This is a genomic window from Leptolyngbya sp. CALU 1928 (assembly GCF_056784215.1).
This window is the reverse complement of the sequence record NZ_JBXBCE010000020.1, coordinates 269,052-284,023: the sequence shown is the minus strand read 5'-3', so window position 1 is coordinate 284,023 and position 14,972 is coordinate 269,052. Positions and strand designations below refer to the sequence as shown.

General features: G+C 48.3%; 12 protein-coding genes and 1 pseudogene. 6 read left to right on the top strand and 7 right to left on the bottom strand.

Features of this window, described 5'->3' with window-relative positions; all coding sequences use genetic code 11:
- Positions 1-231 precede the first annotated feature (231 nt).
- Both AC1S5B_RS28405 and AC1S5B_RS28400 read left to right on the top strand, forming a co-directional pair.
- Positions 232-438 carry a hypothetical protein gene (locus AC1S5B_RS28405; protein ID WP_482039012.1) on the top strand — a complete coding sequence of 69 codons (207 nt, stop codon included), beginning with the start codon at positions 232-234 and terminating at the stop codon, positions 436-438.
- A 33-nt stretch (positions 439-471) separates the two neighbouring features.
- The gene (locus AC1S5B_RS28400; RefSeq protein WP_482039011.1) at positions 472-627 is read left to right on the top strand and encodes a hypothetical protein; all 156 of its coding nucleotides are present in this window, start codon (positions 472-474) and stop codon (positions 625-627) included.
- Positions 628-705: 78 nt separating this feature from the next.
- Here the strand turns inward: AC1S5B_RS28400 and AC1S5B_RS28395 are convergent, their stop codons facing one another.
- The 3 genes from AC1S5B_RS28395 to AC1S5B_RS28385 all read right to left on the bottom strand — a co-directional run bounded on the left by AC1S5B_RS28395 (position 706) and on the right by AC1S5B_RS28385 (position 6,421).
- Positions 706-2,316, bottom strand: a complete 1,611-nt coding sequence (locus AC1S5B_RS28395; protein WP_482039010.1) for a sensor histidine kinase — start codon at positions 2,314-2,316, stop codon at positions 706-708.
- A gap of 459 nt (positions 2,317-2,775) precedes the next feature.
- On the bottom strand, positions 2,776-5,727 hold the full coding sequence (gene pgmB / locus AC1S5B_RS28390; protein ID WP_482039009.1) for a beta-phosphoglucomutase: 2,952 nt from the start codon (positions 5,725-5,727) through the stop codon (positions 2,776-2,778).
- Positions 5,705-6,421, bottom strand: a complete 717-nt coding sequence (locus tag AC1S5B_RS28385; RefSeq protein WP_482039008.1) for a dienelactone hydrolase family protein — start codon at positions 6,419-6,421, stop codon at positions 5,705-5,707. The genes pgmB and AC1S5B_RS28385 overlap by 23 nt, the downstream gene beginning before the upstream one ends.
- An 807-nt stretch (positions 6,422-7,228) precedes the next feature.
- Between AC1S5B_RS28385 and AC1S5B_RS28380 the strand changes: the two genes are divergently transcribed.
- The 3 genes from AC1S5B_RS28380 to AC1S5B_RS28370 all read left to right on the top strand — a co-directional run bounded on the left by AC1S5B_RS28380 (position 7,229) and on the right by AC1S5B_RS28370 (position 8,759).
- A complete protein-coding gene (locus AC1S5B_RS28380) occupies positions 7,229-7,735 on the top strand; it encodes an Hsp20/alpha crystallin family protein (RefSeq protein ID WP_482039007.1) in 507 nt (168 codons plus the stop codon).
- Positions 7,736-7,957: 222 nt separating this feature from the next.
- Positions 7,958-8,149: a DUF1816 domain-containing protein gene (locus tag AC1S5B_RS28375; protein WP_482039006.1), complete on the top strand. Its 192-nt coding sequence runs from the start codon at positions 7,958-7,960 to the stop codon at positions 8,147-8,149.
- A gap of 160 nt (positions 8,150-8,309) precedes the next feature.
- Entirely contained in the window at positions 8,310-8,759 is a 450-nt protein-coding gene (locus AC1S5B_RS28370) for a pyridoxamine 5'-phosphate oxidase family protein (RefSeq protein WP_482039005.1), read from the top strand.
- Between the two features lie 124 nt (positions 8,760-8,883).
- Here AC1S5B_RS28370 and AC1S5B_RS28365 read toward each other — a convergent pair whose 3' ends face one another.
- The 3 genes and pseudogenes from AC1S5B_RS28365 to AC1S5B_RS28355 form a co-directional block, all read right to left on the bottom strand.
- Positions 8,884-9,579: a 2,3-bisphosphoglycerate-dependent phosphoglycerate mutase gene (locus AC1S5B_RS28365; protein ID WP_482039004.1), complete on the bottom strand. Its 696-nt coding sequence runs from the start codon at positions 9,577-9,579 to the stop codon at positions 8,884-8,886.
- Positions 9,580-9,808: 229 nt separating this feature from the next.
- A pseudogene (locus tag AC1S5B_RS28360) lies at positions 9,809-11,023 on the bottom strand (ISNCY family transposase); the annotation flags it as partial.
- A 55-nt stretch (positions 11,024-11,078) separates the two neighbouring features.
- Positions 11,079-12,047 carry an L-lactate dehydrogenase gene (locus tag AC1S5B_RS28355; protein WP_482039003.1) on the bottom strand — a complete coding sequence of 323 codons (969 nt, stop codon included), beginning with the start codon at positions 12,045-12,047 and terminating at the stop codon, positions 11,079-11,081.
- 446 nt (positions 12,048-12,493) lie between these two features.
- Between AC1S5B_RS28355 and AC1S5B_RS28350 the strand changes: the two genes are divergently transcribed.
- Positions 12,494-14,158 (top strand): ATP-binding cassette domain-containing protein, encoded by a 1,665-nt coding sequence (locus AC1S5B_RS28350; RefSeq protein ID WP_482039002.1) that lies wholly within the window; start codon positions 12,494-12,496, stop codon positions 14,156-14,158.
- Here the strand turns inward: AC1S5B_RS28350 and AC1S5B_RS28345 are convergent.
- Positions 14,102-14,931, bottom strand: a protein-coding gene (locus AC1S5B_RS28345; protein WP_482037023.1) for an IS1 family transposase whose coding sequence is annotated in 2 segments (ribosomal slippage) — positions 14,102-14,574 and positions 14,574-14,931 — 831 coding nt in all. Because the reading frame shifts where the segments join, the coding sequence is not laid out codon by codon here. The two genes, AC1S5B_RS28350 and AC1S5B_RS28345, sit on opposite strands and share 57 nt — an antisense overlap.
- Positions 14,932-14,972 lie beyond the last annotated feature (41 nt).

The window sequence follows — 14,972 nt, the reverse complement described above, 5'->3', positions numbered from 1 at the left end:
GAGAAAGTGCTTATCGTTTTCTAAAAAGTTAGACAATCACATCGCAGCCATATGGAATTTCGTGCATCACCATAATGCAACATGACGATGCAAACTGGGACTTGCTTGATGCTATTCTTATTTCCTCAGCCTTTCCTTGAGGGCACTACCCCGCAAAGGACTGCTGCACGATATTGTCATACTTGGTTATGAGCTACGCACTACGCGAGCCTACAGTATCTCTCGCCGTTTTTGGGCATACTGTCTTACTGCCATAAACAGGCGATCGCTCACTGGATGCATCAGCACAGATCTTCTTTACCCCTGATGGAACTGGTACAGGCGGTACAGATGCCATTACTGAACGTGTGGCTAGGAGTATTGCTAGATGATGAGTTTGTAGTGGAGCAGCGAGGGCAGTTTTATGACTTATCGGGCGTGTGGATATCGGTGCAGTGAATAATTCCTTGTGTATCTGCTGCTTAAATTTTTATGGTGGGAGTGGTGCCTTTGTATGGTCATACTGCTCACAACTCATCCGAGCAGGCTGTGTTTGAGACTTTGATTGTGAAACGCTTTTGTAAGGCTGAAAACTTGATTTCACCGTTCCTAAGCGATCGCTCTCTGGCGTTATCTAAACCCGTCTGAAGGCTTTTGAAGCAAGTCAGGACTTACGCAGGGAGCGGCAGTGCTTTACATGACTGGCATGACTAAGATCTGTTTTCACTAGCAAGGAAACCAGTGGAGTTGGAGTGAGCCATCTGTCATTGGCGGAGAGATCTGTTGTAACCGTTGAGCTAGGTAAGTTCCGCCTAGGGGAGAGAGAAGATAATCAGCAATGCCTAGTCTTCGCTCAGTCCAAGGCAGATTACAATGATTGTAAGCACTGAGCGCCATAATCTGGACTCCTTTAAACTGAGGATAACAGCAGAGGTCTTTAGCCCATGCCTGTACTGTTGTTTCTGCAACAGAAGCATCAATTAGAACCAAATCTATAGATGACGGTAGCGCTTGCAGGGGCAGGTTCGCTGGATCAGCTATGAAGGTTAGCTCAAACCCGTTCGCAGCCAACGATGCTTCTATCAGTTTGTCAGGGGGATGCTGTACACCGATCGCTACAATTTGCATCATCCGTGCCCTCACATCAATGGGTACATCACAGAACAGGCAACTGGGTGTGCTATGAGTGCAGCCTTCGGCAGTCGGAATGGGGAGACGGCAACGGGCACACTCAGTCACAGTGCAGTCACCCCTTAAGAACTGTCTAAAAGCATGATCATCACCGTCGAGAAACAGTTCCCGGAAGTCCGGTCGTTGCTGCAACCGTCGCCAAAAGTCTAGAAAGTCACGATGATAGCCCCAGTGCTGATACACTTCGCCCTCAAAGGGCAGTACTCCATGCATCGGACTCAAAATTGACTTGCCATGACTCACGTAGTAAGCCACGTAACTCATCAGCATATCTATTGGCGTGATACTCTGGCTCTCCGGGCAGGGTAACTCAACGGTGAAGCAAGTCTGTCCCAAACTGCTTTCTGCCCAGAGGTCGCCCCCTAAATAATGTGCGAGTCGTTTACCCAATGCCAGCCCGAGTCCAACGCCTTTGTGCCGCCAGGGATCATCACTGGGAACGCGGTAAAACTTATGAAAGATCTGCGTTAACTCACCAGTCGGAATCTCTACGCCTGAGTTCGTCACCTGTATTTGCATCTGCCCAGCCATAGTAGAGGCTGTGATCGTAATTTGTCCTTCTGGGGGAGTAAACTTGCAGGCGTTAGTGAGCAATTCAGAGAGGAGCCGCTCTAAGAGAATAAAGTCAGTCCTCAACGGCGGCAGGTTCGCTGGAAGGTCAATCCGTAGCTGTTGCTGCTGGTTGCCAGCCCTGACTTCAAAGGTCTCAACTACCTGTAAAAGCCAATCTTGCAACGGGAGGTATATGGGCAGCAGCGGTTGAGTGCCTGCCTCTAGCGCTTGTAAAAACAACAAATCATTGATGAGACCCATTTCTCGCTCACACTCAGCCTTTAAAACCGTGAGATAGTGAGAAATTTTGCCGAGTCGTGGCTCAGCCATTGTGGATTCAGCCGTGAGGACTCCAGTTTGGCGTAAAAGCATTTCTAACATCTGAATCGATAGCCTCATATTGGATAGAGGTGTCTGCAATTCATGCGAAATGGTACTCAGAAAGTCATCTTTCAGTTGATTGAGTTTTGCTAGCTCAGTTTGAAGTGAGGCTTGCTGTTGCTGAGTTATTTCAGACGCGACAGCTAGGTTCGGATGCACATCCATTGTGGGTAAAATATTGGCTGAGTGGTTCGGTGTAGAAAGTTGATCCACGCCATAGACAACGGACTGGTAACAGTAATGACAAAACCATTAGGGTTTTTCCAAAGCGCTGTGGAGTAGCAATGGGTAAGAACAGTTAGGACATTGAGTGCGAGAACTCATAATTTTACCGATAGACTTTATCAGTATGAATTCTAAGGAAACCCTTGCTAGTGCGACGCTGATAAAGCTTAAGTTGCCCCTAGCTTATCAAGAAGCCACAGAACGACAAGAAAAGCCTTAGAACTTTTACAAAGCTTCACAACGCTTAGGGTTCAACTCCAGTTTCACCTCAAGATCGATCACATGCTTAGACAACGAAAGGTCGAGATTCTTATAAGATTATCAAGTTGCCGCTGTAGAAAAGCATGGTTGAGAATAGAAAATAAGGTTGCCGCAAAAGAATTGCTGTTTCGTCAGAACTCTCATCCAAAGTGAATGCTGTACTCAACCAGCAATATTCTCTACTCATCACTTGACAAGGCTGTTTTTACACTTATCGTCGCGCAATATCAAGCCTCTGTTTAATTTGATTTGTAGATCGCTCAGGTGAACGCCCATTAGGTTTGGTAGAGCAATATGGGCAGTCCCAACGCAATTCTCCACAGGCGAGGCTTCGCCAATAGCAGAACCGAGTCCAATCGTCCACATGCCAGCGGAGATCGCGGCTTCAATTCCCACGGGGGCATCTTCAACCACGACACAGTGAGCCGGGTCGAGTCCTAACTGATTGGCGGCGAACAGAAATAGGTCAGGGGCTGGCTTGGGGCGTTCGACGCTGTAACCATCTGCGATCGCATTCACGCGATCAGCAATCCCTAGCTTCTCGATCACGGTTCGCGCATTCTTGCTGGCAGAGCCGATCGCGATTTTAATTCCTGCCTGCCGGAGTTCGTCTAATAGCTCAATGACTCCTGGCAAAACGTCTTGGGAGGTGATGTCCTGGATCGATTCCACATAGTAACGATTTTTGCGATCCATCATCGATTTGAGTGCGACTTCTGAGTATTGCCGATTATCCACAATGCGTAAAAGTGATTCTCGTCGAGCCACGCCCCGCAGTGCTTCATTTGCCCGACGATTGAAGGGTAATCCTTCTTCATCCGCTAATCGCTGCCAAGCTCGGTAGTGAAATTCGGCAGTATTCGTTAAAACCCCATCCAGGTCGAAAATAAAGCCCCGAATGTCAGGCGCTTGAGAGTCAGGCGTTAGATCGAAGTTGTGCCAAGTGCCGCGCCAGTGCAGTTTGAATTTGAGACGAGTCCAGGTGGGCGGTAGATGAGGAATCGCAACGGGACCATCGTCCTTCAGTTGAATGCCGCCGAAGCCGAACACCACTGCTTGCCAGACCCCGCCTGCTGAAGCCGCATGAATGCCGTCTGCTGTGTTGCCGAACGCATCTTTGAGATCGATTAGGGCAGCCTGCATAAAGTATTCATAGGCATTTGTGGCGGCACCCAAGTTCGCTGCGAGGATCGCGTGAATAGCGGCACCCAGGGACGAACCGTAGGTAATGTCGGTGCGGGGCGCGTAGTAGTTCCAGTTCTTTTGCAGCACGTCATCCGAGAATGCTGGCAGATCTCGCATCAGGTAGAGGAGCATCAGCACGTCGGGTTGCTTTAGCACCTGCCGCTGATTCGTTTCGTCCATACCCAAGACCGCTTGAATTGAGCGCTTGCGGGGTTCGTACTCGTTTAAGTCGATATCCTTGAGCTTGAAAAAGCCCTCGAACTGCTCGATCATCCCCATTTTGGCATCGTAAGGGATATATATTTGCTCAATGATGTTTTGCCAGCGCTGCCGTCGCTCTGGCGTGAGTTGTAGCCGTTTAGTCAATGCAACCGCTTGATCTGGAAACATCCGCTGTAACCACTCATAAACAGCAACAGCCTTTTCGAGATGCCACTGCACCATGTAATTAGTGAACGCATTGTTATTCACCTGCTCATGGTATTCATCGGCTCCAATGATCCCACACAGTTCATAGCGTTCCTGCTTCGCATTCCATTCCACCCGACTCAGCCAAAAGACGGCAGTGTCTAGAATGATTTCGGCTCCGTAGTCTCGCATCCAGAGGTCATCGCCCGTTGCCTGCCAATACTGCCAGACGGCGTAGGCAATGTCGGCACTGATATGAATTTCGTGATCGCGGCACCAGATGCGTACCGCTTCCGTATAGGGATCATCCGGCATTGACCAGCGGGGTGTCACCTCATCGCCAGTGGCAGCACTTTCCCAAGCAAACATGGCTCCTTTATACCCACTATGGGCAGCTTTGCGCCGTGCACCATCCAGGGTGTAATAACGGTAGCTCAGCAAGCTACGGGCGATCGCGGGTTGCGTCAAAGTAAAAAAGGGCAGGATAAAAATTTCGGTATCCCAAAAGATATGTCCCCGGTAGCCTAAGCCCGACAGCGTTTTGGCAGGAACACTATCGGGGCTACTGTTTGGACGTGTCAACTTTTCATCGGTACAGGCACCAATAAAGAGTTGAAACAGGTTATATCGCACTGCCAACTGAGCGTTGAGATCGCCCTCAATCTCGATATCGCTCTGCTGCCAAACTTCTTTCCACGCCTGCTGATGAGCAGTGAGCAGCACCGCATAGGAGGGCAGGTCAACTAATTTGGCTTGAGCCACCTGCACGGGCTGTTCCACCTCCTGGGATGTGAACACTGTCACAACCTTTTCTACACTGACGGACTGTCCTGCTGTTGCGAGAAAGGTGGTCATCAAGGTGGGATCGGGCATACTGATCACTTGAGATGAGTCATTGGTGCCAATCACCACCATTTTGGCAGCCATGCCAAGTTCGATGTAGGTACTGCGGGTGCGAACCTGTAGCCAAATACCCTGTTCCGTCTTGCCCCGATCGAGTTGCTCCCAATGGTTAAAGCCTTGATTGTTGGAATAGCCATTGAAGCTGGACTGAACCTCAATTTTACCGTTGAAATCGATTGGCGTAATCTGGCAGCGCAATCCCAACACTTGTTGATCTACCAAGCTGGCAAAGCGCTCAAACCGCAAATCTAGTGTGTTTCCATTAGGGCTAAGCCAACGTACCGAGCGGCTTAGAATTCCATGGCGCAGATCAAGCTGCCGTTCGTAGTAGATAATTTTGCCGCGATCGAGCCGAAACTGCTCTCCGTTGACAATGATCACCAAGGACAGCCAATCAGGACAATTGACTAGCTCGGTATAGACCACAGGCATGTCGTCATATAATCCATTCACTAAGGTAGTTGGTAGTGCGTGAGGGTAGCCTTCCTCAAAGCTGCCCCGCGTCCCTAAATAGCCGTTGCCGATCGTAAAGACGGTTTCTCTAGCACGTAACTGCTCTGGATAAAAGTGCGGTTCGATCAGCGCCCAGTCTGTGTAAATCAAATCACGGTCAGTTAAATCACGAGAGCGTGGAATGTTCATTTTGGATTGGGGATTGGGGAGCGGCAGCTATTAGATAATGCTTGAACCATTGGCTGGATAAGCGCCCCACCTCTGTGAGTGCGTTAGGTTCTGCAAAAAGGTGAGAGGCTCCAGAGATAATTTCAAGCCTTTTCTCAACTTGAATTTGACTTAAAGCGTATTGATTCATAGCAACAGTTTCCTCATCGGTACTACCCACAATTAGTAATGTGGGAGCCTGGATTTGAGCCAGCCGATGCTGAGCTAAGTCTGTCTTTCCGCTGCGGAGAGCGATCGCTCCTAGGACTTGTGGATGTTCTGCTGCCGCGATTAGCGCTGCCCCACCCGCAATATCATCTCCGAGATAGCCAATCTTAAACTTGCAGGTGCTTGGCTGATCGATCAGCCAAGCTGTCACGCTTAGAATCCGGGCCGTGAGGAGTGCAACATCAAGCTGGAAGCGTGGTGTTTGAGTATCACTGGTTTCTTCTTCAGGTGTTAGCAAGCTAACCAACAGGGTTGCTAGCCCAGCCTGACGCAGCTCATGGGCAAGAAAGCGGTTTCGAGTACTGTAAAGGCTACTGCCACCACTATGAGCAAATATGACAAGTCCCTCAGCCTCGCTTGGCACCATCAAAACTCCTTCTAGTTGAACAGAGCCAGCGCTGATTGAGACCAATTGTTCGTCTGTATCCTCTCGCAAGGTTGTATTCATGGGCTATATCTCCTATTTAGCGGTAAGCGATTGCCTTGGCTGAAGTTGGCACCACCAAATAAAAAATTAAAAGACTTCGGAATCTGGATCGAGCTAACAGCTATAAACCAATCTTTTTCCTCAACCTAACGAGTTGCTCTGATGACGGCTTCTATGTTTCCCTGAACGATTAGTAGATTGGCATAAATATTCTGGAAATGGATCTAGCGACCTGTCCTGGCTGGTCTAAATACTCTCTGTTTAACTGTGCCTACCTAATTTAGCAAAGCACTTTTTTCGTAACAGCCTTCATAGGCAATACCGATTCTTACCTGCCAATCACACTTTATAGCAAAACTATTTATCTTTTCTCTATCTACGGTCAGAACAAACGCTTATTCAGGTCAAGCTTCCTCACTATTCGTAAAGCTTTAATACATTTTGATTCAATTCATACAATTCAAACGTTTGCATATACACGATTTCAATCACCCCTATGTCACTTTAAGTTAGGGTTAATCGCAATCCATTTTGTTTTGTTTTATTCAGATGTAAACCTTTCTAACCTAATCTCCATCAAGTGATGGAGGGCACAATCGTGTTAAATGTGTCATGTTGATCGGGTACTCAATTATCTCTTCATTATTCTGCTCGCAGTCGATACAATGTCGAGCTATAAAAATGAGTGGTTAGCAGTTTGCTAGTTATTTCATGGCAGTAGTTTCAATCATTATCTCCACATTCCTTAATCAGTTTTAAGAGGAGCAAACGCTTAAATTCTTAGTTCCATCTGATTAAGCTGCACCCACTCATATCAGGTAAAAAATAATGATTTCATTGCGATCGCAGCCTACATTGGACATTTTTCAGTTTCTATTTCCGCTTTTTCACGACTTAAAGCAAAAAGTTTACGAATCTACACTTTGGGTTTGCGATCGCGGCATCCCTCAGCCCTTTAGCCTTGACCTACAAGAAACAGCAACGCTCTTGATTTTGAAGATTCAGTTCCATCATTCTGGCGGTAGCCTTGACCTGCAAATTACCCCAGAAACTGTCTTGGTTAGAGGCGATCGCCTAGACCCTCTCGAAGACCAAAATTACTCAGAGTCAGAATTTTCCGATGCTTCGTTCCAAAGCTTGATCCCGTTGCCTAGCGCCATTCAGCCTCAGACTGCCATTGCTGAGCTAAGCGATGCAACACTAACGCTGACGATGATGAAGTCCTACGAACCTCAGAGAACCGCCAAAATCACAGTGGGCGATCGCGCTCAACCGTTCCCCTATGCCAGGGCAATTAATACCGAATTAGTACTCACTTCAACTGAGTTTTATTAAATGGAGACACTATGCAAAATTGCCCCTATTGCTTCGACAAACTCCTCCGACATGTTCAAGGCGGATCTATCTACTGGTTTTGTCAAAGTTGCTGGCAAGAAATGCCAGTTCTTGAACCAAAAGATGAACCAATGGAAAGGTCTTTTTTACATTTTTTGCACAACAGAAGTCTTTCCAATGCGAGCGCTCTAAGTCGGGTTTAACACACTACAGGTATCTCTAATGAATTCATTTTCACTGCATCAACCAACTGTATCTTGGTGGGTAGAAGTCAACACCTCTGTCCCCCCACAAACTTATCACCTGGGTCCTTTCAATAGTCAAGAAGAGGCAAGGCTTTCTAGAGGCGCTCATGTTGATGCTTTGTATCACAAAGAAGCGAGAGACATTGTTGCCCTGCTCAAGCAGCGTTAGCCCCACAAGTTTTTAATAAAAAGCACTCAATAAATCTTTGATGCTGATTAAGTTGGCGATCGCTCCAGCGCTACTTTAAGCCAAATTCCTACGTTTTTTACCGCAGTTCATCACCTTTTTATCAAGATTACCAATCGATTTAATCTGTAGGAGAATGACCATGTTAGATATTGATGAAATGAGTTCAAAAGAAATACAAGACTTCCTGCAACAAGTAGGATACGGTCATCTTGGTTTCATTCACAAAGGTAAACCTTGCGTGATGCCAATGCGTTATTACCTCGAAAATGCGGATATTTACCTGTTTACAACCGAAGGCATGAAGACGCATGATATCGACGCGAACCCAGAAATCTGCCTCCAGGTTGAAGAGATTCACGATCCGCCTCATTGGCGCAGCGTCATTGTGAATGGTCGAGCCGATCGCCTCACTGAGCAGTCAGACATCGATCATGCCAGACAATTCATCAAAGAGCGTAATCCTACCCTTTCACCTGCAATCAATCGCACTTGGACTGACTCCTGGGGACGCGCAGAGGTCGTGGCAATCTATCGCCTCCATCCAAGTGAGATGAGCGGACGCACAACTGATGGAGCCAGCAGTCAGTGAGAACTAGAATCTCTCAACCATTGAGATTGTCGAACTGATGCCCATGTCATCCCGCCAAAAGGTAATGTTCTAGACTTGTGGATTGAATGTGCAACTTATTTTTTTGCAGGATGCCTTAGTTGTTTCAATTCAGGATAACTTTGTCAGTGACCTGACCGTTGGCATCAATGTCATACACAATGGGAATCCCGGTGCCTAGCTCAACGTTGATGATCGCCGCTTCGGAGAGATTTTCTAAGTGCTTGATGATGGAACGGAGGGAATTTCCATGCGCTGCAATCAATACATTATCTCCATCCATCAAGTGCTTGAGGATGCGATCGCGAAAGAAGGGCACAGCCCGCTTGACCGTATCTTCCAGACTTTCGCCTTCCGGTGGAGCCACAGTATACGATCGCCGCCAAAGTTTTACCTGTTCCGTGCCAAATTTCACGGCAGTTTCAGCTTTGTTTAGTCCTTGTAGTGCACCATAGTAGCGTTCATCCAGCCGGGAGGAGAGATAAATGGGCAATTCCTGTGAGGGATCGCCCGTGTATTTGTCCCAGCCATGCCAATCGCCATCATCCACATCATGTTTGATGATGGGAATTCTGCCGTCGCAAAGATCATCGCCTTCCGTCAGAATGATGATGGCGGTTTCAATCGCGCGAATCAGTAGGCTGGTAAAACAAACCCGGACTCGATAGGTTTCGAGTTTGTCAGCGGCGATCGTGGCTTCTGCCCGACCCTGTTTGCCCAGAGGCACATCGACCCAGCCAGTAAAGCGATTCTCAGCATTCCAAAGGCTTTGTCCGTGGCGAACCAAAATCAATTTAGCCATTGTTGCTTCACCATTAAATGTTTCGTCGATGCAAACGTAATTCCATCAAAGCGCTAACTTGTCAATAATGTCATGTAGGGCTTGTGCAGAATTTAAGAGCTGCTTCTGCTCCGTGTCGTTGAGCAGCAATTCCAAATTCAAAAATTTAAGAGGAATCAGTGATAGGAGAGGGGTCTGCATCGGAGAGCATAAAGTCAATTAGATGCTGCCAACTATTGAATAGCAAATACTTAGTCAGGCTGAGGATGTCTTGAAAGAAACCCTTGCGAGTGCCCCGTTGGTGGCGAATTTTCTGATAAGACGTGTCCACTAGATGAAGCACTGTATGGAACAGGAAAGCCAGGAGATTGAGCGTGAGCAAAAAGTTGGCTAAATGCTGTTGCCCATGCCCAAAGTTGTGTTCGAGATGGTACCCCTTGGTTTTGAGGACATTGTGATTTTCGTTTTCGGTCTTCCACCGACTTCTACCAGCAGCGACCACTGAGGCAACGGTGGTATGACCCAAGCGATGGTGGGTGATGAAGGCATTGTGGTAGAGCACCTGAGCGTCGTGTTCCCGGGTAACGACCAGTTCGCACCAATTGACCAGCAAGGCGGGTTGAGTGTCCCGAATCGGCACGAGATTGGCATAGCGGTAGTGATAAATCGCTGGAGTGCGCTGGTGGCATTGCCGGATTTCTAGGGTCTCGAGCGCCCCCAAAACCTCAAGCACGTGCAAGCGCTCGTACAGGGCAGGGTGAGAGTCGGGTAGAGCGGTAAAAATGAAGTTTATGCCAAGCTCTATACACTGCTGAACCATCGGTTGACGACTATAGAGGTCATCCCCAAGCAGCGTTATTGGGTGTTGGGCAAATTGCCCCGCATGGGTCTGCATCCAGCGTTTAGCCGCCACCACTTCGCAGTCTTGTTTCACAGACCCATCTTGCGGACTGATAAATTCGGGGGCTAAGGCAATCACCTGCGACTGACCAGGAGCGACAATCACGGGTAGAATCGCGCTATGAAAATAGGTCACACGCCCATTTTTATGCGTTCGAGTTGAACACTGCTGACACTGAATTTTCTGCGAACTGAAATATTGCGTCCCGTCTAAGGTGACTAACAAATGCCCTCCCAAGCAGTGGTATGCCTGCAAGTATCCCCCTTGCCTCAAACCTCGATACACCTGCTCAAACACACCCGTTAGGACAGGTGCAGCCAGGTGATCCAAAATATTGCGGATTTGCGGTGTACTCGGAATTTGAGCTAACCCAAACAATGTTTGAGCGTTATCCTTGCCCTGCCGACTCTGCATTTGCCGTTGGTGCTCCAGGAAAGACTCGCACTGCATGAAAAACACGCTAAACGCTGCCAAGATTGCGTCACTCACGCTGTAGCGGGTGCCGTTACTCGCTTGCCTTGGGTCTTCAATCCGACTGATGGCTTGATGCAGATAGCCTAACAACACCCCAAAACTTAAAGGCAATGATTCCATCACCGTGCTCCCACGAGGTGTTTCCTTATCCTCCAGTCTGATTCAGCGAGTTGTCAAAGTTTTGAATTTGGAATTGCTGGTCGTTGAGGGTCAGATTGACCGTTTTAATAACTCCTTTTTCATTCACGACAGAGGGCAGGCTAAGACAGACATCATGGATACCGTAGAACCCATTGACCAAGTTGCTGACCGTCAGAATGCGTTCTTGGCTGTGAAGAATTGCTTTGACAATTTCGGTCATCACCAGCCCGATCGCGTAGGATGTGTAGCCTTTGCGGTTAAGGATCTCGTAGCCAGCATTCTTGACCTGCTCAAAAAGTTCATTCAGTTTAGCAGTGTCCGGCGATGGACTGCCCTCATAGAGAGGCATACCAGCAATATTCACCTTACTCCAGACGGGTACTTCACTGTCGCCATGCTCACCAATGATGTAAGCATGAACGCTGTGTGGATCAATCCCCATCTTTGCTGCCAGCAGAGTACGGAAACGGGCAGAATCCAAGACGGTGCCAGAGCCAATCACCCTGGCTGATGGAAAACCGGAAAGCTTCAGCGTTACGTAGGTCATGATGTCTACAGGATTGCTCACTACCAGCAGAGTGGCATTGGGACAATATTTCACGATATCGGCAAGCAAGCTTTTAAAGATGACAACGTTCCGTCCAACCAGATCCAGCCTGCTCTCTCCTGGCTTCTGGCTCGCACCAGCCGTGATGATCACCAGGTCTGCATTCTGTCCTATATCGGCAACGCTACCAGCCTGAATATTGACAGGACCAATGAAGGGAGTGCCCTGCACTAGATCCATGACTTCTCCCTGCACCCGTTCTATCTGAACATCTTGCAGCACCAACTCATCAAAGCAGTTCTGGATGATCATAGAGTAAGCACACGCCATCCCAACCTGTCCGGCACCAATAATGACACCTTTACGGAGACGAATACTGACTTTTGCTTCCACACTGGGGTTGGGCGTAAAGAGGGTTTCAAACATAGATCGTTTCTACAGTAAATGAGCGAGAGTAAAACTCAACCAAAGCACTTGATCTCAAACAGCCTGTCAGACTCGTTGTATGTAGTCTTACAGACGACTGTTTCATTTCGAGGGTTATTTGATTGACTACGACATCAAACGTTAAGCAACGGTGAGAAAAGCTAGAACATCAACTGACATATTGCACCAGCCAAGAAACCAGGTTTCTTGCGGAAAACAAGGCGAAAAACCCTTAAGCTTTGGTTGAGAAACCCGGTTTCTGTACCCTTGTTGTGCATGATGCAAGATGTTGAGTTAATCAATCTCACAGATTTAACATCATCGGCACGCCAAATTTTCTACACTCATTTCTTCACACGTTTCTCAAACTATTAGCGTTAGCATTCAAGCTAAGAGTTAGCATTACTCATCACTCCCAAGCAAATCATCGTTTAGGCGGGTATGCTATGACTCATTCCTTGTCAATGCCCGTTTGTCAGAAGACAACGGTTTCATCTACTTCCGCCCTGAGTGCTGCCACCATTCAGATGCGGAAATTGTACAAGCATTATGGGAAAACAATTGCCATTCGGGGGATCGACCTAGATGTTCGGCGCGGAGAATTGTTTGGGTTGATTGGTCCCGATGGGGCTGGCAAGACAACCATTTTCAATATTTTGGGTGGTGTAATGGAAGCTACAGTGGGAGAAGCGCGTATTCTTGCGCTGCCTGCCAGAGATGCCCGTAACCATACCGGTTATCTCACGCAGCAATTTTCTCTTTATCCAGACCTTAGTGTGGAGGAAAACATCAATTACAGTGCCGGACTGCGGTTAGTGCCAGAAAATCAGCTAGCTGCACGCCGCCGTAAATATCTGACACTGATGCAATTGGATCACTTTGGCGATCGCCTCGCGGGTCGTCTGTCTGGCGGGATGAAACAGAAGTTAGCCCTCTGTTGTGCATTGATTGCAGAACCCCAGGTATTGTTGCTAGACGAACCAACGACGGGGGGCGATACCATTGCCCGTCGGGAGTTTTGGGATATTCTGGCAAGCCTGACTGCCCAGGGGATCACGATTGTTGTAGCGACTCCTGACCTGGATGAAGCGGAACGGTGCGATCGCGTCGCCTTGCTTGACAATGGACAAATTCAACAAATTGGCACGCCCACCGCATTGAAAGCGGCTCTGGGACTGCAACGGTTAGTGATCCGCACGCCTGCCTTAGTCAAAGCGGAACAAGCCTTATTGCCTCTGGTGAGTGACGGGCAGCTTGCTGATGTCTCAACATTCGGCGATCGGGTTGAAGTCCTGGTTAAGGATGTCCAACAAGGGGAAGTGTTGGTACGCGATCAACTCAGGCAGTATCAGGTGCCCTACGATCGCATACAACCCGAAACACCCACCCTGGAAAATGTTTTCACCACGCTTTTAAGACGCAAGGGAGACGTTCCCAAATTTATCACCTTCCCACGATCCAGAGACAAAACTCAAAACTCAAAACTCTCTAGCGTAGCGGCGCAAAGCGCTACTCATAACTCCACGACCATCGCCATCGCCGCCCGTCACCTCAACCGCAACGTTGGTACCTTTCACGCGGTTGTAGACCTGAACCTGGACATCCATTATGGCGAAGTGTATGGGTTGCTAGGCGCAAATGGGGCGGGCAAAACCACCCTGATTAAGATGCTGTGTGGACTCTTACCGCTCAGTTCAGGGGAGATTGCGATCGCGGGAGAAAAGGGTGATCTGCGGAGTGCCGCACTACGCCAGCAAATTGGCTACATGAGCCAAAAGTTCACTCTTTATGATGACCTGACCATCCTCGAGAATTTGCAGTTTTACAGTGGAGTCTATGGTCTTTCTCCCAAGCAAGGGCGAGAAAAGATTCGCTGGGTGCTCTCCATTTGTGGTTTGGAAGGGCAGTCCCATCTGCTGACGCGGCAATTACCAGGAGGATGGAAACAGCGTGTTGCTTTTGGTGCCTCCGTCATGCACGAACCGAAGCTGTTATTTCTTGATGAGCCGACCTCTGGCGTGGATGTGCTGGCACGAAAGCAGTTTAATTGTGCGTCAAAAGGTTGTGGGGTAAATGGCAATATCATGCCAAGCCCAAGAGCGATCAGTTAAACCTGCTCGTTGCGCTGCGGTTGTCTTGAAGCGACTATGCTGCCAAATCCAATTGAAATAGCTCACGACTAAACGGGTCGTGATTTTTGATTGCTGCCACACTTTGCCAAATTTGTTCTGCCGTCGATGCCATCGACCCGTTTGCTGTCTGACAACGCCATTGGTGCGCTCTAACCTCTGAGTTCTATCTTTACCGATGTAATGGAGGATTTCAGGAGGCAGCACCCGTTCATATCCACCCCAATCATCGCTGTTCCAGCGCTTGCAATCGGTTTTTCCTTCTGTACTCACGATCAATTCCTCAATCAGTTCATCGGTATGTTTTCCGACTCGCGCCGCTAAGATCAATCCACTCGAATTGGCTAAACTCAACGTGATCCAACAATCACCCACTTCTAATTCACCGGGGAGACATTACTTCTGTTTTTTTGCACAAACGACCACATCTCATCAGCAGACACCTCTGGGGTTTTTACTGTTTGCACCTGGGCATTATGAACCTGTTGTGCCCGTTGACTAGCAGCACGAACGATGCTGACAACCGTGTTGTATGCCAGTCCACTGGTGCGACTGATGCCTTGCAAACTGCTGCCTTCACTGTGAGCTTGCAAGACTTGGCGAATTTGCTCTGGGCTAACGTGCCGATGATAGTAGAGGGTATCAAAGCGTTCGTTGAAGGTTTGAGTGCAACTAGGGCAAAAATACCGTTGGACTCCACTGGGCATCTTGCCATGCTTATGCACCTTCAAGTGTCTACACAATGGGCATTCCATAGGTTGAGCAATGAAGTAACTTTCCTTCTACTTTATCTGAC

What these genes read in the sequence shown, in the direction of transcription:
- AC1S5B_RS28400 (WP_482039011.1), top strand. Translation starts at nt 472, where the DNA reads ATGGTGGGAGTGGTGCCTTTGTATGGTCATACTGCTCACAACTCATCC.
- pgmB (WP_482039009.1), bottom strand. Translation starts at nt 5,727, where the DNA reads ATGAACATTCCACGCTCTCGTGATTTAACTGACCGTGATTTGATTTAC.
- AC1S5B_RS28385 (WP_482039008.1), bottom strand. Translation starts at nt 6,421, where the DNA reads ATGAATACAACCTTGCGAGAGGATACAGACGAACAATTGGTCTCAATC.
- AC1S5B_RS28380 (WP_482039007.1), top strand. Translation starts at nt 7,229, where the DNA reads ATGATTTCATTGCGATCGCAGCCTACATTGGACATTTTTCAGTTTCTA.
- AC1S5B_RS28375 (WP_482039006.1), top strand. Translation starts at nt 7,958, where the DNA reads ATGAATTCATTTTCACTGCATCAACCAACTGTATCTTGGTGGGTAGAA.
- AC1S5B_RS28370 (WP_482039005.1), top strand. Translation starts at nt 8,310, where the DNA reads ATGTTAGATATTGATGAAATGAGTTCAAAAGAAATACAAGACTTCCTG.
- AC1S5B_RS28365 (WP_482039004.1), bottom strand. Translation starts at nt 9,579, where the DNA reads ATGGCTAAATTGATTTTGGTTCGCCACGGACAAAGCCTTTGGAATGCT.
- AC1S5B_RS28355 (WP_482039003.1), bottom strand. Translation starts at nt 12,047, where the DNA reads ATGTTTGAAACCCTCTTTACGCCCAACCCCAGTGTGGAAGCAAAAGTC.
- AC1S5B_RS28350 (WP_482039002.1), top strand. Translation starts at nt 12,494, where the DNA reads ATGACTCATTCCTTGTCAATGCCCGTTTGTCAGAAGACAACGGTTTCA.